This window comes from Actinomadura sp. NBRC 104412, assembly GCF_030269515.1.
Lineage (GTDB): Bacteria > Actinomycetota > Actinomycetes > Streptosporangiales > Streptosporangiaceae > Spirillospora.
In genome coordinates, this window is the sequence record NZ_BSTM01000003.1 from 251,969 (window position 1) to 274,871 (window position 22,903).

The 22,903-nt window shown below is 72.9% G+C and carries 23 protein-coding genes; 16 read left to right on the forward strand and 7 right to left on the reverse strand.

What is annotated here, in order from left to right:
• The first annotated feature begins 129 nt into the window (after positions 1 to 129).
• The gene (locus tag QSK21_RS05610; RefSeq protein WP_285694150.1) at positions 130 to 747 is read left to right on the forward strand and encodes a hypothetical protein; all 618 of its coding nucleotides are present in this window, start codon (positions 130 to 132) and stop codon (positions 745 to 747) included.
• A 27-nt stretch (positions 748 to 774) separates the two neighbouring features.
• On the opposite strand, the gene QSK21_RS05615 is transcribed toward QSK21_RS05610, so the two are convergent.
• The 7 genes from QSK21_RS05615 to QSK21_RS05645 form a co-directional block, all read right to left on the reverse strand.
• Positions 775 to 1,935, reverse strand: a complete 1,161-nt coding sequence (locus QSK21_RS05615; protein WP_285694151.1) for an acyl-CoA dehydrogenase family protein — start codon at positions 1,933 to 1,935, stop codon at positions 775 to 777.
• 69 nt (positions 1,936 to 2,004) lie between these two features.
• Positions 2,005 to 3,210, reverse strand: coding sequence for a winged helix DNA-binding domain-containing protein (locus QSK21_RS05620; RefSeq protein ID WP_285694152.1), 1,206 nt, complete (start codon positions 3,208 to 3,210; stop codon positions 2,005 to 2,007).
• A gap of 57 nt (positions 3,211 to 3,267) precedes the next feature.
• A complete protein-coding gene (locus QSK21_RS05625) occupies positions 3,268 to 3,603 on the reverse strand; it encodes a hypothetical protein (protein ID WP_285694153.1) in 336 nt (111 codons plus the stop codon).
• A 101-nt stretch (positions 3,604 to 3,704) separates the two neighbouring features.
• The gene (locus tag QSK21_RS05630) at positions 3,705 to 4,151 is read right to left on the reverse strand and encodes a hypothetical protein (protein WP_285694154.1); all 447 of its coding nucleotides are present in this window, start codon (positions 4,149 to 4,151) and stop codon (positions 3,705 to 3,707) included.
• 141 nt (positions 4,152 to 4,292) lie between these two features.
• Positions 4,293 to 5,537, reverse strand: coding sequence for a hypothetical protein (locus QSK21_RS05635; protein ID WP_285694155.1), 1,245 nt, complete (start codon positions 5,535 to 5,537; stop codon positions 4,293 to 4,295).
• 135 nt (positions 5,538 to 5,672) lie between these two features.
• Positions 5,673 to 7,454, reverse strand: coding sequence for an ABC transporter ATP-binding protein (locus tag QSK21_RS05640; RefSeq protein WP_285694156.1), 1,782 nt, complete (start codon positions 7,452 to 7,454; stop codon positions 5,673 to 5,675).
• Positions 7,451 to 9,310 carry an ABC transporter ATP-binding protein gene (locus tag QSK21_RS05645; protein WP_285694293.1) on the reverse strand — a complete coding sequence of 620 codons (1,860 nt, stop codon included), beginning with the start codon at positions 9,308 to 9,310 and terminating at the stop codon, positions 7,451 to 7,453. Before QSK21_RS05645 ends, QSK21_RS05640 begins: the two co-directional genes overlap by 4 nt.
• Positions 9,311 to 10,321: 1,011 nt before the next feature.
• On the opposite strand from QSK21_RS05645, the gene QSK21_RS05650 reads away from it, so the two are divergent.
• The 15 genes from QSK21_RS05650 (at position 10,322) to QSK21_RS05720 (ending at position 22,641) form a co-directional block, all read left to right on the forward strand.
• Positions 10,322 to 10,528, forward strand: a complete 207-nt coding sequence (locus QSK21_RS05650) for a cold-shock protein (RefSeq protein ID WP_026405868.1) — start codon at positions 10,322 to 10,324, stop codon at positions 10,526 to 10,528.
• Between the two features lie 144 nt (positions 10,529 to 10,672).
• A complete protein-coding gene (gene hisI / locus QSK21_RS05655) occupies positions 10,673 to 11,053 on the forward strand; it encodes a phosphoribosyl-AMP cyclohydrolase (protein WP_285694157.1) in 381 nt (126 codons plus the stop codon).
• Positions 11,050 to 11,652, forward strand: a complete 603-nt coding sequence (locus tag QSK21_RS05660) for a Trp biosynthesis-associated membrane protein (protein ID WP_285694158.1) — start codon at positions 11,050 to 11,052, stop codon at positions 11,650 to 11,652. Before hisI ends, QSK21_RS05660 begins: the two co-directional genes overlap by 4 nt.
• Positions 11,649 to 12,317, forward strand: coding sequence for a response regulator transcription factor (locus QSK21_RS05665; protein WP_285694159.1), 669 nt, complete (start codon positions 11,649 to 11,651; stop codon positions 12,315 to 12,317). Before QSK21_RS05660 ends, QSK21_RS05665 begins: the two co-directional genes overlap by 4 nt.
• 10 nt (positions 12,318 to 12,327) lie before the next feature.
• Positions 12,328 to 12,735 carry a DUF2752 domain-containing protein gene (locus QSK21_RS05670; RefSeq protein WP_285694160.1) on the forward strand — a complete coding sequence of 136 codons (408 nt, stop codon included), beginning with the start codon at positions 12,328 to 12,330 and terminating at the stop codon, positions 12,733 to 12,735.
• Between the two features lie 169 nt (positions 12,736 to 12,904).
• Entirely contained in the window at positions 12,905 to 13,711 is an 807-nt protein-coding gene (gene trpC / locus QSK21_RS05675; protein WP_285694294.1) for an indole-3-glycerol phosphate synthase TrpC, read from the forward strand.
• 127 nt (positions 13,712 to 13,838) lie between these two features.
• Positions 13,839 to 15,053, forward strand: a complete 1,215-nt coding sequence (gene trpB / locus QSK21_RS05680) for a tryptophan synthase subunit beta (RefSeq protein WP_285694161.1) — start codon at positions 13,839 to 13,841, stop codon at positions 15,051 to 15,053.
• Entirely contained in the window at positions 15,050 to 15,910 is an 861-nt protein-coding gene (trpA, locus tag QSK21_RS05685; protein ID WP_502871512.1) for a tryptophan synthase subunit alpha, read from the forward strand. The genes trpB and trpA overlap by 4 nt, the downstream gene beginning before the upstream one ends.
• Before the next feature lie 168 nt (positions 15,911 to 16,078).
• Entirely contained in the window at positions 16,079 to 16,573 is a 495-nt protein-coding gene (locus QSK21_RS05690) for a vitamin K epoxide reductase family protein (protein WP_285694296.1), read from the forward strand.
• An 82-nt stretch (positions 16,574 to 16,655) separates the two neighbouring features.
• Entirely contained in the window at positions 16,656 to 17,429 is a 774-nt protein-coding gene (locus tag QSK21_RS05695) for a DsbA family protein (protein ID WP_285694162.1), read from the forward strand.
• A gap of 195 nt (positions 17,430 to 17,624) precedes the next feature.
• Positions 17,625 to 18,377, forward strand: a complete 753-nt coding sequence (locus QSK21_RS05700; protein WP_285694163.1) for a DsbA family protein — start codon at positions 17,625 to 17,627, stop codon at positions 18,375 to 18,377.
• 82 nt (positions 18,378 to 18,459) lie between these two features.
• A complete protein-coding gene (lgt, locus tag QSK21_RS05705; protein ID WP_285694164.1) occupies positions 18,460 to 19,716 on the forward strand; it encodes a prolipoprotein diacylglyceryl transferase in 1,257 nt (418 codons plus the stop codon).
• A 2-nt stretch (positions 19,717 to 19,718) separates the two neighbouring features.
• Positions 19,719 to 20,417, forward strand: a complete 699-nt coding sequence (locus tag QSK21_RS05710) for a VIT1/CCC1 transporter family protein (RefSeq protein WP_285694165.1) — start codon at positions 19,719 to 19,721, stop codon at positions 20,415 to 20,417.
• Between the two features lie 88 nt (positions 20,418 to 20,505).
• Positions 20,506 to 21,360, forward strand: coding sequence for a hypothetical protein (locus QSK21_RS05715; protein ID WP_285694166.1), 855 nt, complete (start codon positions 20,506 to 20,508; stop codon positions 21,358 to 21,360).
• A gap of 12 nt (positions 21,361 to 21,372) precedes the next feature.
• A complete protein-coding gene (locus QSK21_RS05720; protein WP_285694167.1) occupies positions 21,373 to 22,641 on the forward strand; it encodes a hypothetical protein in 1,269 nt (422 codons plus the stop codon).
• Positions 22,642 to 22,903 lie beyond the last annotated feature (262 nt).

The window sequence follows — 22,903 nt, forward strand, 5'->3', positions numbered from 1 at the left end:
CCGTTACTTCCTAGTAACAGTAGCCGTTCGGGGCGTGACCGGAACCTTCCGGCCGGTGGGGCGCATGGCAGGGGCCGGAGTTCTCTGCCATATTTGCGTAAAACAACGCGGATTCGGGGGAGGTCGTCCATGTGGCCCGGGTTCGAGCTACCTGTGGGGCCTCCTCCGTCCTCCGAGCCGCCGCGGATCCGGCCCGGCGCGGGCTGGTTCGCGCTGCCCGCCGTGCTGCTGGCCATCGCGGTGATCGTCGTGGTCGCGGTGGTCGCCGTCACCTGGGACGAGGCGCAGGCCGCGGACGGCCCCCGGGCGTCCGGCGACGCCCGCGAGGGGATCCAGATCGTAGTGACCGGCGGCTACAACTACTTCATCTTCGTACGCGACGGCGACCCCCCGCCCACGAGCTGCACGGTGGCCTACCCGAACGAGGATCCCGGGCCCGTCGAGCTGACCAAGGAGAACTCCTGGGCCGCCACACCGCCCCCCGGATACCGCTGGGCGGCGTCCTTCACCGCCACGCTGTCCGGCCGGCCCGAGCTGACCTGCGAGGGCACCGCCGGGACCGTGCGGATCGTGCCGGACGACACCTCCTACGGCTACATGGGGCTGGGCCTCATCGTGGGGATCTTCCTCGGGTGCGCGGCCCTCATCGCCTTCGTCGTGATCCTGCTGATGCGGAGGAACTCCGCCAGGGATCCCGGCGCCGCGATGGCGGGCACGCCGGGACCGCACGAATCCTGGCCGTACTGAAGGCCGTACTGAGACCCGGCGCGGGGCTCAGCCGGCGTCGCGGGCGAGGTGACGGCCGATCACCATCCGCTGGATCTGGTTGGTGCCCTCGAAGATCTGCATCACCTTGGCCTCGCGCATGTACCGCTCGACGGGGAAGTCGCGGGTGTAGCCGTACCCGCCGAGCACCTGCACGGCGTCCGTGGTCACCTTCATCGCCGCGTCCGTGGCGACCAGCTTGGCGATGGACGCCTGCCGCCCGAACGGCAGCCCGCGGTCCTTGCGCCTGGCCGCCTCCAGGTACGTCGCGCGGGCGGACTCCACGGCCGCGGCCATGTCGGCCAGCAGGAACGCCAGCCCCTGGTTCGCGATGATCGGCCTGCCGAACTGCTCGCGCCTGGCGGCGTACGACACCGCGTGGTCGAGGGCGCCCTGCGCCAGGCCCACCGCGCACGCCGCGATGCCCAGCCGTCCCGAGTCCAGTGCGGACAGCGCGATGGGGAGGCCCTGGCCCTCCGCGCCGATCCGGCTCTCCGCGGGCAGCCGTGCGTCCTCGAAGATCAGCTGCGCGGTGGTGGAGCCGGTCAGGCCCATCTTCCGCTCGGGCGTCCCGAACGACAGGCCCGGCATCCGCCCGTCCTCCAGGCCGTCCACCAGGAAGCAGGAGATGCCGCGGCCCCCCTCGTCCGACGTGCGCGCGAACAGGACGTAGAAGTCGGCCTCGCCGCCATGGGTGATCCACATCTTGGTGCCGGTCACCCGGTAGCCGTCCCCGTCCGGGACGGCGCGGGTGGCCAGTGCGGCCGCGTCCGAGCCCGCCTGCGCCTCCGACAGCGCGTACCCGCCCAGCAGGTCCCCGGCCAGCAGGTCGGGGAGCCGCTTGCGGTGCTCGTCGCCGCCGAACGCGCTGAGCGGGTAGCAGGCCAGCGTGTGCACGCTGACGCCGACCGCGACCGACGCCCACACCGCCGCGATCTCCTCCAGCACCTGGAGGTAGACCTCGTACGGCTGCCCGCCGCCGCCCACGTCCTCGGGATAGGGCAGCCCGAGCAGCCCGGACCGGCCCAGCAGCCGGAACATCTCACGCGGGAACTCCCCGGCCTCCTCGGCGGGCGCCGCCCGCGGCTCCAGCTCCTTGCGCGCGATCTCCCGGGTGAGCGCGATGAGGTCCTCGGCTTCGGGGCTGGGCAGCATGCGTTCTGCGGGCATGGCCCTATTCTGTACGGTCCCGGCGCGGGAGGGCGCCGCGGGTCCGCGGCGGTGGGCCGGGGCGGTGGGTCACGAGGACAGCTCGCGTTCCAGCGGCGTGCGGAAGCGCGGGGTGACGCGCACCCCGCCGCACCAGCCGGCGATGCGATCGGCCTCGGCCTCGATCGCGGTCCTCGCCTCGGCGCCCACGTCCTCCAGCAGGCGCAGCGCGATCTCGCCGTCGCCTCGCTGGGCCCAGCCGCCCACGACGCGGCCGTTCCACCACACGGTCGGGCCGATGTTGCCGGACCGGTCGAACAGGCGCGGCCGGTGGTCGCCGACGAGCCAGTCGCGTTCCTGCCAGCCCATGGGCGTCGGGTCGAGGGCGGGCAGCAGCGCCGCCCATGGCTCCGGTTCGGGTACGGGCGTGCCGAGGTCGTCGGTGAGCATCACGCCGGTCGCGGTGCCGGTCCGCTCGTCGGGCAGCTCGACCTCCGTGACGTCCAGAAGGGCCAGGGCCTTGCGCACCTCGCCCATCGTCCAGCCCGTCCACCACTTGAGGTCGGACACGGGGGCGGGGCCGAACGCGCGCAGCCACTCCCGTACCAGGTCGGCACGGGCCTGCTCGGGCGGCACCGGGGTGATCCCGCCGGGCAGCCACGCCTCGATGGGCGACCAGCGGTACTGGCTGCTGATCCAGGATCCGTTGGGACGCCCGCGCACGATCCGCCCCTGGCAGCCCAGTATCACCAGGACCCAGGTCGTGATGCTGACGGGACGCGAGTACGACTTGTCCGGCGCCGGGTGGACCTTGGTGCGCAGCCGCGGCTCGTCGGCGCTGAGCTGCGCGCCGGTGGCCTCGCCGCGGGCCAGCAGCGCCCGGTGCGTGGCCTCCTCGACCTCGGCGAGCCAGCCGTCGAGCCCGCCGGGGTGGCCGGCGCCGAGCCCGGCCTGCTCCATGAACCGGGAGTAGGTGCGGCGCTGCCGTACCGCCAGGGCGTCGGCGCACGACGCCTGTAAGACGGGGAGCAGTTCGACCGGCACCACGAACATCGTGCGCCGCATCGCCAGCAGCCGTACGAGCGTGCGGTCGTCGTACAGGGCGGCCTCGATCGCGGCGGGCGTGACATCGCGCCCGCGCGCCGCGACCGACAGGAACACCGTGGCCGGGTCGGTGGCGTGCAGGGCCACGAGGGACCTGGCGACGGAGGCCGCGTCGTCCGCCTTCGCCGCGGGCGCCAGCCGGTGCCGGTGCGCCAGCAGCGCCCGCCGCGTGTCCACACTGATCGAACGCATGAGCGAAGCATACGTTCCGGGGAGGGTGGCGGCGCCCCCCGATCCACCGGCGAGGGGTCAGCCGCCCCCGCCGTTGGAGATCTTGACGACCACGTTGTCCTTGGTGACCGACTGGACGGAGATGTCGAACCCCTCCGCCTGCTCGCCCTCGCCCACCGGGACGGTGATCTGCTGTCCGGCGATCCTCATCGTGACGTTCTGGCCCTGCACGCTCACCAGCTCCGCCTCCACGCCCAGGATGGACGCGCGGGCGTCGACGCCACGGTTGAAGGTCACGGTGCACGCGTTGATGGTGCAGTCGGTCTCGGCGTTCTCGCTGCTGCACGCCGCCGCCCCGAGGGGCAGCAGCAACAGGGGCAGCAGCGCCAGCTTCCGTCGTACAGGCGAGATCATGGCTCGGAGTCTAGGGGGCCGGGGCCACGCCCCACCCCTTCCGAGGACGGAACCTCGCGCCGAGGCAAGTCATACCCGGCGGTGACGCCGGGTCCCCCGCGTCATCCACCCGAGTGGCCGGGACCGTGGCCGCCGTTCTTGTCGCCCACGCCGTGCTGGTCGCCGTGGACGATGCTGCCGCCCAGGTCCTTGCGCAGCGTCTCCAGGATCTGCGGGGTGGCCACCGCCACCCAGCCCGGCCCGACCAGGTACGTGCCGCCCCACGGCTTGGCCTCGGTCAGCCAGGCGTCCCGGCCCTTGTCGTCGGTGAAGCTGACCAGCACGTACCGCCCCGCGGACGTCTTGCACTGCCCCTGCTTCAGCTCCTTGGAGTCGCGTTTGCCGATCAGTGTGCACCCGGTCTTCTGCGCGAGCTGCTCGATCGTGGCGCGTTGCGCCTGAGGCGTCTCCTGACCCGACTTCGAGCAGCCGGCGGCCAGGGACAGCGCTAGTGCGGCGCCGCACACCAGTGCGGCCTTGACCGGGGTGAGGTGGTACAGGGAGCCCATTGGCCCTTCCTCCCGCGTGAGATGCGCGAATCGACGGGAGGTACGCAAGAGGGGCCTGCGAGGTTCAGTGCACCTTCAGGGTTACATCTCTGCTGCTTCAGTGCCGCGACAGTGCTGCGGCAGTGCTTTGTCAGTGCTCTGCTAGTGCTGCATCAGGCGGCTCGCGGCCGCCGCGCGCACGCCGGGTTCCTCGGCCTCGTCATGATGGAGCCGTTGGAGGCGGATGCGGGTCTCGCGGGTGAGGGGCGCGGTCTGGGACGCGACCTGGCGTACGCCCTCCTCGCAGTCCCACAGGCCCTCGATGGTGTAGGACTCGGCCGTGTGGGGCGCGGTACGGGTCAAAGCGGTCAGCACACGTGGTCGTAGAAAAGCGTAGGTCGACTCGGTCCAAGCGGATTTCAGCAACGGTACGGCTTCGCCTGCGCGTAGCCTGCCCAAGCCCTCAATGGGACCTGCGGCGTCACCCCAATCACGGCGTTCAAGCGCGTCATGCAACTCGGTCATCAGCAAGGGGATGTCTTGGCGCGTGCCGTAGCGGGCGAGGATCGCCAAACCCATGTCGGCGCAACCGCCTCTGGTGCTGGCCCACGCCCGCGCGCGCGGCAGCGCCTCCGGCCCGTACTCGCGCAACGCACGGCACACGGCCCCGCCCCATCTGCTAGGTCGCTGGGGCAGCAGTTCCTCCGCCAGATCCAACAGGCCCGGCGCGCGCCTGCGCCCCAGCTCGAAGATGGCCCCCACCGCGGCGTCGTCGCGCCGCCTGGCCAGTTCGAGCAACTCGTCCTCCGAGCGCCGCGACCGGTCGGCGGCACCGGAACCGGTGCCCGTCCGGCGCAGCCGCCCCTTCTCCCGGACGCGGCTGAGCGCGTCGGCGATCCGCGGCCGCCTGGCCGCCCAGCTCTCGATCACCGGATTGCTCGGCCCCATGATCAGCAGATTGAGCGTGGCGTCGTCGCAGCGCGCGTCCACCAGAGCCTCCATCCCGGCGGCCGGCCCGGGATCGCCCAGCTCGATAAGGGCCTCCACGGCGTCGAGCCAGTGCGTGCCCTCCTCGGCGTACCGGCGCAGCACCCCCGCCGCCTCCCGGCGGCTCAGCCGTGCCAGGTCGGTCAGCACCCGCAAGGCCAGCAGCACCCGCCGTTCGTCGCCCTCGCCCTGGTCGGCTGGGTCGAACAGATGCTCGGCGACAGGACGCACGGGTAGTTCGAGATCGACCATCAACCGGGCGTAGTACAGGCTGCGCGTCTCGCATTGAGGGTCCCACCGCGGATCGCGGCGTATGCAGTCGTACACGTACTCTCCCGCGCCCGGCCGGTCGGCCGCCCGCCGCGCCGCCCTGCCGAGCCCCCGCTGTAGCTGACCATGCAGAGTACCCGCTGATTGCATCTTGACCTCGTTGTTCACCACGCCAGAATGCGCACCCGACCAGATATCGGGCAAGTGCTTTAGCCGTCGAACGGCCGGTCTCCTTCCCCGGCGGCTCGCCGATCATGCGTCCCGCGGATCGCGCCGGGGCCGGTCCTACACGGCCCGCTGGGCGATCCAGGACGCGTGCAGCTCGGCGTACACGCCGGGCTCGCCCACCAGGACCGAGTGCGGGCCGCGCTGCACGATCCGCCCGCCGTCGAAGACGATCACCTCGTCGGCGGCCTCCGCCGTGGACATCCGGTGAGCGATGGCGATCGCCGTGCGGCCGCGCGTCGCCCCGTCCAGCGCCCGCTGGATCCGCACCTCGGTGGCCGGGTCGACGGCCGAGGTCGCCTCGTCCAGCACCAGCAGGTCGGGGTCGGCGACGTAGGCGCGGGCCAGCGCGACCAACTGCCGCTCACCGGCCGACAGGGACTCGCCGCGCTGGCCGACGGGCGTGTCCAGGCCGCGCGGCAGGCCCTCCAGCCAGTCCGCCAGGCCGAGTTCGGTCAGGGCCAGCACCAGGTCGGCGTCGGTCGCCCCGGGCCTGCCGTAGCGGATGTTGTCGGCCAGGGACGCGTCGAACAGGAACCCGTCCTGCGGCACCATCACGATGCGCTCCCGCAGGGACGAGAACCGGACGCGCTCCAGCGGCACCCCGTCCACCAGGACCCGCCCGGACACCGGGTCCATGAGGCGGGTCAGCAGCTTGGCGAAGGTGGTCTTGCCCGACCCGGTCTCGCCCACGACCGCGACCCGGCTGCGCGGCGCGATCGCCACGTTCACCTCGTGCAGCACGGGCGGGCCGCCCGGGTAGGCGAACCCCACGTCCTCGAACCGCACCTCGATGGGGCCGCGCGGCAGCACCTCGCCGTCCTCGCCCGGGTCGGCCACGTCCGGCTCGGTGTCCAGGACGCCCAGCACGCGCCGCCAGCCGGCGATGGCGTTCTGCGCCTCGTTCAGCACCTCGGTCGCGGTCTGCATGGGGCTGACGAACAGGGTGACCAGGAACAGGAAGGCGATCAGCCGTCCGGCCGAGAGCTGCCCGCCCACGCCCAGCAGCGTCCCGGCCACCACGACACCGGCCGTGGCCAGGGCGGCGACCAGCTCGCTGGAGGGGAAGGTCAGCGCCACCAGCCCCTGCGCCCTGGTCTGGGCCTTCCTGTGCTGGTCCACGGTCTCGTCCACGCGCCTCGCGGTGCGCTCCTCGGACCCGTAGGCGCGGATCACCGCGGCGCCCACCACCGACTCGCTCACGGCCGCCAGCAGGTCCCCCATCCGCTCCCGCACCCGCATGTACGCCGCGGAGATCAGCCGCTGGAACCGGCGCAGCGCGAACGCCAGCGGCAGGAACGCCGCCCACACCAGCAGCGTCAGCGGCCAGGAGTAGATCGCCATCAGGACGGTCGCGACCACGAGCTGCCCCAGCGAGACGATGATCATCAGCCCGCCCCACTGCATGAACTGGCTGATCTGGTCCACGTCACCGGTCACCCGCGACACCAGCGCGCCGCGCCGCTCCCCGCTCTGCGTCAGCATCGACAGGTCGTGGACGTGCCGGAACGCCTTGATCCGCAGCGTCGCCAGACCGGCCTCGGTGGTCTTGTAGAGCCGGACGTTCATCGCGTACGCGCTCAGCGCGGTCAGCACCACGGCCACCGCGCACAACAGCACGGCACCCCGGATGAAGCCCACGTCGGGGCCGCCCGGCGCGGCCAGGCCACGGTCGATCGTCTGCTGGACGGCGATCGGCACCACGACCCGCCCGGCGGTCGCCACCAGGGCCAGCAGCAGCGTCCCCACCAGCCCGGCCGTGAACTGGGGGCTCAGCCGGAGGCCGCGGCGCAGCGTGCTGACGGCGCCCTCACCGGCCGACGTCTCGCTGAGCGTGGTCATCGCAGCGCCTCCTCTTCCAAGCCGAAGCCGCCCGGTTCGTCGCCCGCCTCCGCTTCTTCCTCTGGGCCCTCCTCTGGTTCTGCGCCCGTCGCAAGGGCCTCCTGTTCCGCCTCGGCGCGCTCGTAGGCGTTGACCAGGTTGCGGTAGCCCTCCGAGCGCTCCAGCAGCTCGGCGTGCGTCCCGCGATCCACGACCCGGCCGTGCTCCATGTAGACGACCTCGTCCGCCAGGCCGATGGTGGCCTTGCGGTACGCGACCACGACGACCGTCGTCCCGCCCTGCCCGGCGTCCTGCGCCTCCCGGATGCCCTGGAGGATCCGCGCCTCCACTTGGGGGTCAACGCTGGAGGTGGCGTCGTCCAGGACGAGCAGCCGCGGCCGGCGCACCAGAGCACGCGCCAAGGCGATCCGCTGCCGCTGGCCGCCGGATAAGGTCGCGCCCCGCTCCCCGACCCTGGTGTCCAAGCCGTCGGGCAGCGCGGCCACGAAACCGTCCGCCTGGGCCAGGCGAAGGGCCTCCCACACGCGCTCGTCCGGGACGTCCAGGCCGAGCGTGACGTTGCCGCGCACGTCGTCGTCGAAGAGGAAGGTCTGCTGGGGGACGAGCGCCGCCGTCTCCGCCACCCCGCCGCGCCGGACGTCCCGCAGGTCCACGCCGTCCAGCAGCACCGAGCCGTCGGCCGGATCGACCAGCCGCACCAGGAGCGAGGTCAGGGTGGACTTGCCGGACCCGGTCGGGCCGACGATCGCGAGCGTCCGTCCGGGTGCGGCCGCGAAGGCGACGTCATGCAACACCGGTGCGCCGCCTTCCCCGGCGCCCTCATAGGCGAAGCGGATCGCGCGCGCTTCGAGGGAGGCCGCCTTGTCCCCGTCCAGAACGGCGTCCCCGTACGGGAGGGAACCCCCGGCCTGGAGGACGTTCTGGACGCGCCGCCAGCCCACGACGCTGCGCGGCACCTCGGCCAGCACCCAGCCCAGCGCCCGGATGGGCCAGGCCAGCAGGGTGAACAGGTACGCCACGTTCACCAGGTCGCCCTCGGAGATCCCGCCCGACTCCAGCCGAATCGAGCCGACCAGCAGCACCGCCAGCACGCCCAGGTTGGGCAGCGCCTCCAGAACGGGGTCGAACAGGCCGCGCACCCGTCCCACCGCGACGTTGGCGTCCCGGAGCGCGTTCGCCGCGTCCGCGAACCGTTCCGTCTCCGACGCCTCCCGGCCCAGCGTCTTGACCACCAGGCCGCCCTCGAAGCTCTCGTGCGCCACCTCGCTCACCTCCGCCCGCAACTGCTGCGCGCGGGTCGCGACGGGCGCCAGGCGCCGCTGGTACAGGACGTTGAGCAGCGCGATGGCCGGGAACACCAGGAAGCCCACCACGGCCAGCGTCACATCGGTGACCAGGATCGACACCGCGGCGATGAACAGCATGAACACCACGCCCACGGCCATCGGCAGCGGCGCGATCGGCGCCCATACCGCCTCCACGTCGGCGTTGGCGTTCGACAGCAGTTGCCCGGTGGGATGGCGGTGGTGCCAGGCCAGCGGCAGCCTCAGGTACTGGCGGGTGACCGAGCGCCGGTAGCTCGCCTGCATGCGGTACTGCATGAGCCCCGCGTAGAACCGGCGGCCCGCCACGCCCAGCGCCTTGAGCAGCGCCACCCCCATGATCGCCACGGCCGCGGCGGTGAGCGCCCCGGCGGTGGTGTCGCCGGACCGGAAGGCGGGCAGCACCACCTCTTCGGTGGTCCAGCCGAGCACCTGGGCCGTGCCGACGGTCATCACCGCGTACAGGGCGCTGGCCAGGACGGAGACCGTGAACACCCTCGGCTCGGCCCGCACGGCGATCCACAGGACCCGCATCCCCTCCCGGAGGATGCGGGAGTTCACTCGCGTCGACCCAGCAGCAGGCACGGGCAGTCTCTCCTCATCTGTGTGTCAAGGCGCCGCATCCCACCCTGCGGGGAACGTAACGGGGAGCAAAAGGGGCATGCAGGCGTGCACATGCCTACCATCGGCGGGGACCGGTTATTCCCGGCGCCCTCACCGGTGCGGCCCGCTCATCGCCGGATGAACGGGGCCCGCCGCCCGCCTCGTCGCAGGGGAACGCCGTCCCGGTGTGGCCGCGACCGGATACGGATCGGTCCTCCGAAGTGGCCGCCGTACTCGGTTCCGGGCGTGGACGAAATCGCCGACTCGGTCGAGTTCTTTGTCCGCCATGAGGGCGTTCGCCACGCCGTCCGGGACTGCGGCCCAGGCCGCTGAGCCGCAACGGGAGGAACTCCTGTGGCGGCGGATAAAAATTGCCCGGTTTGCCCGCGGAAAAGTCGTGGTTGAGATGACCTTGGTCCGGCCGGCCGGGCGCGGCGTGCCGGTTCCCCCGGCCCTCGGCGCGCCGCCCGGCCGATCGCGCAGGTCACGCGCCGCGGGCCCGGCGGATCGGCCATCCGGCCCGCCGGTAAAGGCCGCGTGAGGCCCGGCGCGGGCGGCGTCCCGGGCCACGGCGCGGCCGGCGGGCCGGGCCTGCGGGGCGCCGGGACGCGCGGATGCCGGGCGGGCGCCGGGGCCGGCCGGCGCGCCCGATCCGCCGGCATCCGGGAGGATCCGGCTTGGCGCCTTTAACAGGACGGTAACGGGAAGGTTCGCCGGCCGGCGAATCACCTTGCTTGCGGCTCCTCCGTTTTACGCGGAACCGGTGATACGGTGGCAGCGTCGGTTGCAGTCGTGGTTCTCGATCGTTTGTCAGACGCCCGCGGACTGATGACAGCGGGCGTTTTGGCTTTTCCGGGACCGTACCGGGAGGCGAGGGCGTTCCGCAGCGACCGCGCTGGGCTCGCGAGGTGTGGGCCCACGTTTTGCCGCAAGGAGAAAGACATGCCCCAGCAGGGCACCGTGAAGTGGTTCAACGCCGAGAAGGGCTTCGGTTTCATCGCCGTCGACGGCGGCGGACCGGACGTGTTCGTGCACTACTCGGCGATCCAGACCTCCGGGTACCGCACTCTGGACGAGAACCAGCGCGTCCAGTTCGAGGTGACGCAGGGTAACCGGGGCCCGCAGGCCGACCAGGTCGTCCCCCTGTAACTCCCGTTACACCCTAGCCGTACTGCAGGGCCCGCATCCGTGCGGGCCCTGCTGCCTTTGTACGGGCCGCCTTTGTGCGAGCCGCCTTCGCCGAGGGCTGCCTTGGTGCGGCTCGTGGTGGCGACAGGCAATAGGATCGGTCCCATGTCCGCTCGCCCTTCCAATCTCGATCCCAAGATCGCCGACCGCCTCAAGCGGAACGCCGACGGTCTCGTCCCGGCCATCGCCCAGCAGTACGACACCGGTGAGGTGCTCATGCTCGCGTGGATGGACGACGAGGCCCTGCACCGCACCCTCACCACCGGCCGCGCCACGTACTGGTCGCGCAGCCGCCAGGAGTACTGGGTGAAGGGCGAGAGCTCCGGGCATCAGCAGTGGGTCAAGTCGGTGGCGCTGGACTGCGACGGCGACACCGTGCTGGTCAAGGTCGACCAGATCGGGGCCGCCTGCCACACCGGCGACCGCACCTGCTGGGACGCCGACGTGCTCGACGCCGTCGTCGGCGAACGTCCGCCCGGCCCGTGACACCCGGGCGTGAGCGCGGGCTGGCCGCGCTGCTGTGCGCCGCCGGCGCCGGGCTCGCCCTGCTGGCGGCCGGCCGCCCGTGGGCGACGGTGCGCGCCCAGGACGCCATCACCCCGTTCGCGCAGGACCTCACCGGGCGCGACCTCGGCACCGCCGCGGGCGCCCTCGGGTGGGCCGCGCTGGCGGGGCTCGCGGCGCTGTTCGCCACCCAGGGACGCCTGCGGGTGGCCGTGGGGGTGCTGCTGGCCCTGTTAGGAGTCGGTGTCGGGTATTCGTCCGTGCTCGCCGTCCAGCGTTCATCGGTCGTGTCCGCGGCGGGGGAGAAGAGCGCCCTGCTGCGCCTGGGCGGGTCGCTCCTGGTCGACGTCTCGGCCTGGTGGGTCGTCTCCCTGCTGGGCGGCGTGCTGCTGGTCGCCGCCGGGGTCATCACGGCCGTGCGCGGGGCCCGGTGGCCCGGCATGTCCGCTCGCTACGAACGCCCGCGCGCACCGTCGCGGACGGCGGTGGGCGCGCCCGGCGAGCAGGACGCCTCCAGCCTCTGGAAGTCCCTCGACCGGGGTGAGGACCCCACGGCGCGGCCGGGCGAGCGCGGGCCGTGAACGCCGACGGCGCCGGCGGGCTGGTGCTCGTCGTCGAGCACGACCAGGCCGTGGCCGAGCTCCAGCGCCGCTACCTGGCGCGCGCGGGGTACACGGTCGAGATCGAGACGGATCCGGCGCTTGCGCCCTCCGCGACCGGGCGGCTCCGGCCGGATGTGGTCGTCCTTGACCTGTCCGTCGCGTCCCTGCCCGCCGACCTCTACCGGCGGGTCACGGAGGCGGCGGGCGGCGCGCCGGTCATCGCGGTGACCGCGCCGCTGGATCAGCCCGCCGGACGGGCCCTGGGCGAGTACCAGGTGACCCGGCCGTTCAGCCCCCGCGTCCTGGTGGGCGCGGTGGGGGAGGCCCTCCGCAGCGGCGGCCCCGGCGCCGATGGCGGGGTGCTCCAGGCGGGCGAGGTGATGCTGGACCCGAGGGCCCGCACGGTGATGGTGGACGAACGGTCCGTGGCCCTCACGGTCACCGAGTTCGACCTGCTGGAGTTCCTGATGGGGAACCCCGGGCGCGTCTTCACCCGTGAGCAGCTCCTCGACGCGGCCTGGGGACCGGGCGCGGGGGCGGGCAGCCGTACCGTCGACGTTCACATCGCGCAGCTACGGTCCAAGCTGGGTGAGAGCAGCCCTATCCGCACCGTGCGCGGGGTCGGCTACGTCCTGGACGCCTAGTGTGGAAGCCGTGACCGTCCCCCCGATCCAGCGGCTCCTCGGGCCCGTGGCCGTGTTCGCGGCGGGTGCCGTAGGGGCGGTGCTGGTCGCCTTCGTGGACCCGCATGAGCCCGGCCACTACCCCACGTGCCCCTCGTTGACTCTGACGGGCTGGTACTGCCCAGGGTGCGGTGGGTTGCGCATGGCCCACTCGCTGCTTCACGGGGACGTGCCGCATGCGTTCGACATGAACCCTCTGGTGCTGCTGTTGCTGCCGGTGTTCGGCTACCTGTGGGTGCGGTGGACGGTCAGCGCCGTGCGCGGGGTCCCCTTGCGTTCCGCGCTGATCCGGCCCGGGGTGCTCTACGGATTTCTCGTGCTTTTGGGTTTGTACTGGATTACAAGAAATCTTCCATTTGCCCAGGTGCTGGCGCCGTGACGCCGTGACCGTCGCCCGGGGGCTCAGGGCGGGTGCCGGGAGCGTCCGGAGCTCCGGCTACGATCGGTGCACGAACGACCGGACCGCAACGCCGGACCAGTAGGGGGCCCTCGTGAGCGAGCTTGCGGGGGCCGACGGAGGAGGCCCCGTGAGCGAGCCGGAGGCGCGCGTGAGCGTGCTGGACGAGATCATCGAAGGCGTCCGGGCCGATCTCGCCGAACGGCAGCGAGAGGTGCCGCTGGACACGCTCAAACGGAGGGCGGAGTCCGTCCCGCCGGCGCGCGACGCCCTGGCCGCCCTGCGCGGGCCGGGCGTCACGGTGGTGGCCGAGGTGAAGCGCAGCAGCCCGTCCAAGGGGGCGCTGGCGGCCATCGCCGACCCCGCGGCGCTGGCGCGCGACTACGAGGCCGGCGGCGCCAAGGTGATCAGCGTGCTGACCGAGCGGCGCCGGTTCGGCGGCAGCCTGGACGACCTGGCCGCGGTCCGCGCGGACGTGGACGTCGCCGTCCTGCGCAAGGACTTCGTCGTCACCTCCTACCAGCTGTGGGAGGCGCGCGCCTACGGCGCCGACATGGTCCTGCTGATCGTGGCGGCGCTGGAGCAGGACGCGCTGGTCTCGCTGGTCGAGCGGGCCGTCTCGATCGGCCTGCTCCCGCTGGTGGAGGCGCACACCGAGGAGGAGGTCGAGCGGGCCGTCGACGCGGGCGCCCAGGTCATCGGGATCAACGCCCGCGATCTGAAGACGCTGCGGGTCGACCGCGGCGTGTTCGCGCGGCTCGCCCCGCTGGTCCCCAAGGACATCGTCAAGATCGCCGAGTCCGGGGTGCGCGGCCCGCACGACCTGCTGGCCTACGCCTCCGCCGGGGCGGACGCCGTGCTGGTGGGGGAGAGCCTGGTCATCGGCGGCGACCCGCGCTCCGCCGTCGCCGACCTGGTCGCCGCGGGCGCCCATCCCGCCCTGCGCCAGAGCGGATGACGGCGAGCCAGTACAGTACGGGGCATGGCTGAGGCGTCGTTGGAGGTCAGGGTGTCACTGCGCGAACGATGGCGGGCGTGGCCGACGCCCCGCTGACCGATCGTTCCGCGCACCCTAGGAAACCCTGATGACCACCGACACCCTTCCCGACTCCACCGGCCACTTCGGCCTCTACGGCGGGCGTTTCGCGCCCGAGGCGCTGATGGCGGCGCTGGACGAGCTGACCCGCGAGTTCGAGGCCGCCCGCACCGACCCGGCCTTCACCGCCGAGCTGGACGGCCTGCTCAGGACCTACGCCGGCCGGCCCAGCCTGCTGACCGAGGCGAAGCGGTTCGCCGAGCACGCCGGCGGCGCGCGGATCCTGCTCAAGCGCGAGGACCTGAACCACACCGGCTCGCACAAGATCAACAACGTGCTGGGCCAGGCGCTGCTCACCCGCCGCATGGGCAAGACCCGGCTGATCGCCGAGACCGGCGCCGGCCAGCACGGCGTCGCCACCGCCACCGCCGCCGCCCTGCTCGGCCTGGACTGCACGGTCTTCATGGGCGAGGTCGACACCCGGCGGCAGGCGCTCAACGTCGCCAGGATGCGGATGCTGGGCGCCGAGGTCGTCCCCGTCCGCACCGGGAGCCGCACCCTCAAGGACGCCTGCAACGAGGCGTTCCGCGACTGGGTCGCCACCGTCGACCACACCCACTACTGCGTCGGGTCCACGATGGGCCCGCACCCGTTCCCCATGATCGTCCGGGAGCTGCACCGGGTCATCGGCCAGGAGGCCCGCGCCCAGGTGCTGGAGCTGACCGGGCGGCTGCCGGACGCCGTCGCCGCCTGCGTGGGCGGCGGCTCCAACTCCATCGGCGCCTTCCACGCGTTCATCGGCGACCCGTCCGTGCGGCTGTGCGGGTTCGAGGCCGCGGGGGACGGGGTGGACACCGGGCGGCACGCGGCCACCATCTCCGCCGGCCGGGTCGGCGTCATCCACGGGATGCGCACCTACCTGCTGCAGGACGAGGACGGCCAGACCCTGGAGTCGCACTCGATCTCCGCCGGGCTCGACTATCCGGGCGTGGGCCCCGAGCACTCCTGGCTGCACGACACCGGGCGGGCCGAGTACCGCCCGATCACCGACGCCGAGGCGATGGAGGCGTTCTCGCTGCTGTGCCGCACCGAGGGCATCATCCCGGCGATCGAGTCCGCGCACGCCCTGGCCGGGGCGATCAAGCTCGGCGGCGAGCTGGGCCCGGACGGGCTGATCCTGGTGTGCCTGTCGGGGCGCGGCGACAAGGACGTCCACACCGCCGCCGAGTACTTCGGCCTCATCCAGGAAGGAGAGGCCCGGTGAGCGGAGCGGAGGGCACCACAGGAGGGGCGGAGAACACCGTGAGTGCGGTCCAGGCGGTGTACGACCGGGCCAAGGCCGAGGGGCGTGCCGCGCTGGTCGGCTACATCCCGGCCGGGTTCCCCACCTACGAGGGGGCCATCGAGGCGGCGAAGACCATGGTGGACGCCGGCTGCGACGTGATCGAGCTCGGCCTGCCCTACAGCGACCCGATGATGGACGGTCCCACCATCCAGGACGCCGTCCACCAGGCCCTGGTCGGCGGTATCCGGGTGGCCGACGTGCTCCGCACCGTCGAGGCGGTGGCCGCCACGGGCGCCCCCACGCTGGTCATGACGTACTGGAACCCGGTGGACCGCTACGGCGTGGACGCCTTCGCCCGCGACCTGAGGTCCGCGGGCGGCGCCGGGCTGATCACGCCCGACCTCACCCCGGAGGAGGCCGGGCCGTGGCTGGAGGCGGCCGAGGCGCACGACCTCGACCGCGTCTTCCTGGTCGCGCTCAGCTCCACCGACGAGCGGATCGAGCTGATCACCAAGGTGTGCCGCGGGTTCGTCTACGCCGCGTCCCTGATGGGCGTGACCGGGACCCGCGGCGCGGTCGACACCGGGGCGCCGCACCTGGTCCGGCGCACCCGGGAGATCCTGGCCCGCGACGGTTCCCGCCTGCCCGTCGGGCTGGGGCTGGGGGTGAGCAACGGCGCCCAGGCCGCCGAGGTCGCGGGGTTCGCCGACGGTGTGATCGTGGGCTCGGCGTTCGTCCGCCGGATCCTCGACGCCCCCGACCTTCCCACCGGCCTGAAGGATCTGCGGCTGCTCACCGCGGAACTCGCCACGGGCGTCCGTTCGTCTGCATCCTGACGGCGGCGCCGTCCGGCCGCAGGTGGTGGGCGGGCGCGCCGTGTTCCGAACGCGGAACTTATGGGGTGTGCTCTAAGGTGATTCCCGCCGGGGGGCGGTGTGACCCCTCCCGGCGAACCCTTGGACGCGCGTTCCGGTGACGGTCGCTCGCGGAAGGACTCATCAGTGATGGTGCGGCAAGCCGAAGTGCGGGACGGTGGGAACGGGTACGCGCCCGCGCCGGCGCGACCGCGGTGGTTCCTGCCCGCCGCGTGGGTGCTCACGCTCATCGGCCTGGCGCTCTCGGTCTACCTGACGGTGGCGCACTACCAGGAGGGCGCGCTGGTGTGCACCACCACCTCCACGGTGGACTGCCACTCGGTCACCACCAGCAAGTACAGTGAACTGGCGGGGGTCCCGCTGCCGCTGCTCGGGCTGGCGTTCTTCGCCGGCTTCGCCGTGCTGATCACGCCGGCGGCGCTGCGCTCGGCGCACCCCGTCCTGCGATGGGGGCGGCTGGCGAGCGTGTGCGTCGGGCTGCTGTTCGTGGTGTACCTGGTGACCGCCGAGCTGGCCATCCTGCACAAGCTCTGCCTGTGGTGCACCGGGGTGCACGCCGTCACCGTCCTGCTGTTCGTCCTTGTCCTGTCCGATGAGTTCCGGCGGATCGGCTCGGTCGACTAGCCGCCGCCGGCCGGCCGGCGGGCCCGGCCCCGCCTCGCCGCGTGAGCCCACGCCCGCGGCGTTTCCCTAGGAGAGATCCACTATGAGCAAGGCCGCACGAGAGCGGACCGCGCGGGAGCGGCTCGCCGAGGAGCGCAGGCGCCAGGCCGCGCGCGCGAAGCAGCGGCGGTTGCTGACCGTCGTGCTCGGCGCGGTCGCGGTGGTGGCGCTGATCGTGGTGGTCACCGTGATCGTCCTGGACCAGCGCGGCCAGCGCGACCAGACCGCCACCCCGTACCGCGGCCCGCAGGCGCCGCTGACCCGGCAGTCCGACGGCTCGATCGTGATGGCCAAGCCGGGCGTCAACGCTCCGGTGCTCGAGGTGTTCGAGGACTTCCAGTGCCCGGCCTGCAAGGCGTTCGAGGAGAACACCGGCAAGACCGTCAAGCAGCTCGCGGCCGAGGGCAAGGCCAAGGTGGTCTACCGGCCGTTCCACCTGTTCGGCGAGCAGCGCGACCCGATCAGGAGCAACTCGCTGCGGTCGGCGGCCGCCGCCCTGTGCGTCCCGGCGCCGCAGTGGCTCTCGTACCATGACGCGCTGTTCACGTTCCAGCCGCGGGAGGGCTCGGAGGGCTTCGCCACCAGGGACCTGGTCGCCTGGGGCAGGGACGTCGGCGTGACCGACCCGAACTTCGAGAAGTGCGTCACCGACCAGCAGAAGAAGCCGCAGGTCGACGCGATGACCACGTACGCGCTCCAGACCCGCGGGGTCACCGGCACGCCGACGGTGTTCCTGGACGGCCGCAAGCTGGAGAACGAGCTCCAGGACCCGGCCGCGCTGCAGAAGGCCGTCGCCGACGCCAAGGGCTCCCAGTGATGAGTGCCGGTAAAGACGGGTAAAGACGAGGGGTAGGGCACGGAAGAGGCCAGGTGAAGAGGGTGCCGCCCCTGGCGGTGTGACGCCATCGGCGGATGGTCGGTTCGAGTCTGACCGTTCACGGCCGGTGCGCATGCTCGGCGGAGGGGTTCGCTAGCCTCGTTGTTGCGAGCACGCGCATCGATCGGGGGAACGATGAGCACGTCGCGCAGTGGCGGTCTGCGCATGCCGCGGCGCCCCGCGGGGGAGGGCAGGCGCCGGGCGTCCGCCCTGCTCGGCGGGGTGGCGGTGGTGGCCGTGGCCCTGGCCGGCATGGTGGCGCTTCGCTGGGACGAGCGCGGCGCGGGCGGACTCCAGGGGGCCTACGACGGGGCGCCGCCACCGGTGACGCGCGCCGCCGACGGCTCCTTCGTGATGGCGTGGGGGGACGAGAAGACGCCGCTGCTGGAGATCTTCACCGACTACCAGTGTCCCGACTGCAAGGACGCCCACGACGAGGTGGGGCCGCTGCTCAGGCGACTGGCGTCCCAGGGGCGGGTGCGCGTCGTCTACAGGCCGATCCAGGTCTACCGGGGCGCGGGCGGCGGGCCGTCGGCGTCCAACAGCCGCCGCGCGGGCAACGCCGCCTTGTGCGCGCCCGCGGTCGGCTGGCTCGCCTATCACGAGGCGCTGTTCGACCATCAGCCCGACGAGGACACCGCCGGGTTCGAGCCGGACGAGCTGATCGCGATGGGCGAGCGGGCCGGGATCTCCGGGCCGTCCTTCCCGGCCTGCGTGACCGGCGGCGGGCAGAACGCCCGGCTGGACGAGCTGACCCGGTACGCGTTCTCCGTCCGGGGGGTGCGCGAGCCGCCCGCGGCGTTCCTGGACGGCCGCCGGCTGGACGACTCCGTCCAGCGGGACGCGGCGCGGCTGGAGCGGGCCATCCATGCCGCGCGCCACCCGTGACGGCACTATGACCGAAATGTGATCGCCCGCTCTGGCCGTCCGGGGACCACGCGCCCCTCCAAAGGAGGTAACGTCAACGCCCATGCAGCCGGTGGCTTCCATACCTAGTCCCGCTCAGGGCGTCTGGCATCTGGGCTTCGTCCCCATCCGCGCCTACGCCCTGATGATCATCATTGGCATCGTCGTCGCGGTCTGGCTGGGCGAGCGGCGATGGGCGGCCAAGGGCGGCCAGCCGGGCGTGGTCATCGACATCGCCGTGTGGGCCGTCCCGTTCGGGCTGGTCGGCGGACGGGTCTACCACGTGGTGACCGACGCCCAGCGCTACTTCGGCGAGGGCCGCGACCCGGTGGACGCGCTGAAGATCTGGGAGGGCGGCCTGGGCATCTGGGGCGCCGTCCTGTTCGGCGCGCTCGGCGCGTACATCGGCTGCCGCCGGCACGGGATCTCCGTGGCCGCGCTGGGCGACGCGGTCGCCCCCGGCATCGCCCTCGGCCAGGCCATCGGCCGGTGGGGCAACTACTGGAACCAGGAGCTGTACGGCCGCCCGCTGGACACCTTCTGGGCCCTGGAGATCGACCCGGCGCACCGGCCGCGGCTGGAGGACGGCAGTCTCGACCCCCGGTACGCCGACATCGCGACCTACCACCCCACGTTCCTGTACGAGTTCCTGTGGTGCGTCGGCGTCGCCGCCCTGGTCATCTGGGCCGACCGCCGCTACAAGCTGACGCACGGCCGCGCGTTCGCGCTCTACCTGGCGGGCTACACCGCGGGCCGGTTCTGGATCGAGTGGCTGCGCATCGACGACGCCCACCACGTCCTGGGCATGCGGCTCAACAACTGGACGGCGCTGCTCGTCTTCATCGGCGCCGTGGCCTACCTCTACTGGGCGCGCGGCAAGACCGGTCCGGAGCAGGTCGGCGCCGCACCCGAGACCGGTCCGGAGACCGAGGCGGGCGGCGCGGTCGCCGCCCCGGAGGACGCGACCGCCAAGCCGGACGCGGCACCGGAGGAGAAGGACACCGCCGAGGCCGCCGCGGCCGACGAGAAGGACGCGGAACCCGTGTCCGGGACGGAGCCCGATCCGGAGCCCGAGCCCGAACCGGTGACCCCTGAACCGGCGACCTCTGAACCGGCGACCTCTGAACCGGCGACCTCTGAGGCGGAGGCCGAGAAGGACGAGGCGCCGGAGAAGCCCAAGAAGCCCGAGGACCCGGAGGAACCGGATCGGCCCAAGGGGTCCGGGGAGCCCGGAGAACCCGAGGCGTCGTCGGAGTCGGAGGACGAGCCCGCCGATGACGACGAGGACGCCAAGGCGGAACCCGTGAAAGACCGCAAGTAGCGTTGCCGGCCGAGCATCACCATCAGCACCGGGACGTCACCGGTGGCTGGCTGCGGCCCGCGGTGTTCGGCGCGATGGACGGGCTGGTGTCCAACTTCGCGCTGATCGCCGGGGTGGCGGGTGGCCACGCGTCCCGGCAGGTGGTGCTGCTGGCCGGGCTGGCGGGCCTGGCGGCGGGCGCCTTCTCGATGGCGGCGGGGGAGTACGTCTCGGTGGCCTCGCAGTCCGAGCTGGCCGAGGCCGAGATCGAGGTGGAACGGCGGGAGCTGGCCCGCCATCCGGACACCGAGCGGCGGGAGCTGGCCCAGGTCTTCATCGACCGGGGCGTGGACGCCGAGCTGGCCGCCGAGGTCGCGCGGCAGCTGTCGCGCGACCCTGAGGAGGCGCTGGAGGTGCACGCCCGCGAGGAGCTGGGGGTGACGCCCGGCGAGCTGCCCTCGCCGCTCCTGGCGGCGGTGTCGTCGTTCCTGTCGTTCGCCCTGGGCGCCGCGCTGCCGGTGCTGCCGTACCTGTTCGGGACGGGGGCGTTGTGGCCCGCCATGGTGGTCGCGGGGGTGGGGCTGTTCGGCGCGGGCGCGCTGGCGTCCCGGGTGACCGCGCGGCCGTGGTGGTTCGGCGGGCTGCGCCAGCTCGCCTTCGGCGCCGCGGCCGCCGGGATCACGTACGCGGTGGGGGCGCTGATCGGCGTCAACGGAGTGTGACGCCCGGGCACGAAGCGCGATCCGCGAATCGGGGCGAAACATCCTTTTGGACGCGCGAGCGGGCGGTGGACCGCTAAGCTCCCGGACTGTGATCGAGGCTCGTGGTACTCATGCGACCGGTTCCCAGACGTCGCGGGCATCGCGCACCGGCCGGGCGCCGCGCCAGGAGGGCGGCGGCGACTTCTGGCCGGAGGACGGACCCCGCCGCCGTGCCAAGGACGGGCCGCCCCGGTCCAAGCTCCCGCTGATCGTCGTGGCCGTGGTCGCGGTGCTGGCCATCGCCGGGGCCGCCGCGTTCTTCGTGCTCCGCGGCGGCGGCGACAAGAAGGCGGCGACCGGTCCGGGCAACGGCGCCAAGCTGTCCCCGACCGCGTACACGCCGCAGATAGCCGACAAGGACATGGCCAAGCTGGCGCAGCGCAGCGCCGATCAGCGGCCGGTCACGCAGGGCGAGGCGTTCCCCGCCGACGTCAGGACCGTCACCTACAAGAAGTACTCCCTGACCCTGGCCGCCTCCCAGATCAGCGACGACTGCAAGTCCGTCACCTGGGGCGCGCGGTTGCAGGCCGACCTGGCCAAGTACCAGTGCTCGCAGATCGCCCGCGGCGCGTACGTCAGCCAGGACCGCGGGCACGTCGGCCAGTTCATCGCGATCAACCTGGTGAACCAGGAGGGCGCGCAGCAGATCGTGCGCGTTCTCGACCCGCAGACCGCCGCCGGCTTCGTCTACCCGCTGGCCGCCGAGGGCGCCCCCGCCTTCGCCTCCGGGTTCAGCGCCGCCTACGCCCAGGCGTACGGGCACTACGTGATCGTCACCTGGGTGCAGCGCGCCGGGGGAGCCCAGCCCGCCTCGCTCAACGAGATGATCGACGTCAGCCTCGCCATCGAGAAGCCCGCCGACTTCGTGTGGGGCCGGCTCCAGCTCACCGACGGGACCCGGTAGGGCCCCGCCACCGTGGACTGGGACCAGCCCCGCCGCCGCGGCCCGCAGGAGCAGCGCGGGCAGGCCGCCCGCCGTCCGCGTCCCCAGCCGGGCCGTGCCGCCCCGCCGGCCCGCCGCCGGGGCGGTCCTCCCGAGCCAGGGGGCTGGGACCAGCTCATGCCGCGCGGTCGCGTCCCGCGCCCGCGCCCGCCGGAGGGCCGCGGCGGTCAGGCGGGGCGCGGGGCACCGCCACCGCGGGGTCCGGTTCCGCGTCCGCGGCTCCCGCAGGAGCCCCGGGAACGTTCCGCCGGGCAGGACAAGGGACAGGCGAAGGGGCAGGCGAAAAAGCAAGGGAAGCGGTGGGGGCGCGGGGCGTCCCCTGAGCCGCCCCCGGATCGGGCCGCCGCCGGCCGGCCGCGTCCCAAGGGCGCCGGAAAGAAGCGGGGCCGCCGTCCAGACGAGGGGCGGCCCCCGCTCCGCGAGAACGCGACCGGCCCCCGCCCGCGCCCGGCCGTCAAGCGTGAGAACCCGCCCCGCAAGGGTGGGGGCGGGACGTCCAGGCGCTACTTCGCCGCCGCCGGCGGGCTTGCCGTGATCATGGTGGCCGCCCTGGTCGCGGTGCTGGTCCTGGGGGGCGGTGACGAGGGGACGGGGCGGAGCGGCGCGCCGGGCCCGGTCGTGGGACGGCCCGCCGAGAGCGGCGTGTCCCCGTCCTCCTACTCCAGCAGCCCGTCCACCGGGGCGTACGCGGCGATCGAGCAGCGGTCCGAGGACGCGGCGCCGCTGACGGTCGAGGAGGCGTTCCCCGAGCGCGCCCAGAAGATCGAGCTGCCGGACGCCGGGGTGGAACTTTCGCTGAAGGCCAAGCGGCTCGACGGTGACTGCGCGGCGGCCGTCTGGGGTGCGGGCGTCGGCGACGTGCTCCGCCAGGGGGCGTGCAGCCAGGCCGTCCGTGGCGTGTACGCGGACACGGGCGAGAAGGCGGGCGAGGGTTACGCGCTGACCGTCGCGGTGTTCAACCTGGCCGGCAAGCAGGACGCGGACCGCCTGGTGGCCATGCTGGGCGGCGGCGGAGGTTTCGTCCGTCCCCTGGAGGCGGAGCCACCGGTGGACAGGTTCGGGCAGGGGTTCACCATGGCGCGGGGCCTGGCGATGGGTCACTACGCGGTCGTGGCCTGGGCGCAGCGGCTCGACGGGCAGGGAACAGCGCAGGACGAGACGCTGTTGTCCCTGCTGATCGAGGGTGGGAAGGCCCCTTCGGCGCTGGGCAGGGCGGCCCGCGCCACGCGGCCCGCGTCCTGAGCGGGGGATTGCACGAGATTCTCCCGGGTTGCACGCATGTTTCGCCCGTTACGGGGTAAACATGGTCTGGCCGTGAGGATGATCACCGAGGTCAGGGCGATTTGACCGAAAAGTCGGCCGGTATCCTGGTCTAAACCACTCTCGGGTCCCCGGCGACCGGCGCGAGGAGTTTCGCGATCTCGGTCACTCGGGGATGATCCGGGCGTGAGGTAATGTCTTCACACCGCAGCAGGGCCAACGTCGTCCCGCGCCTGCACAAGGC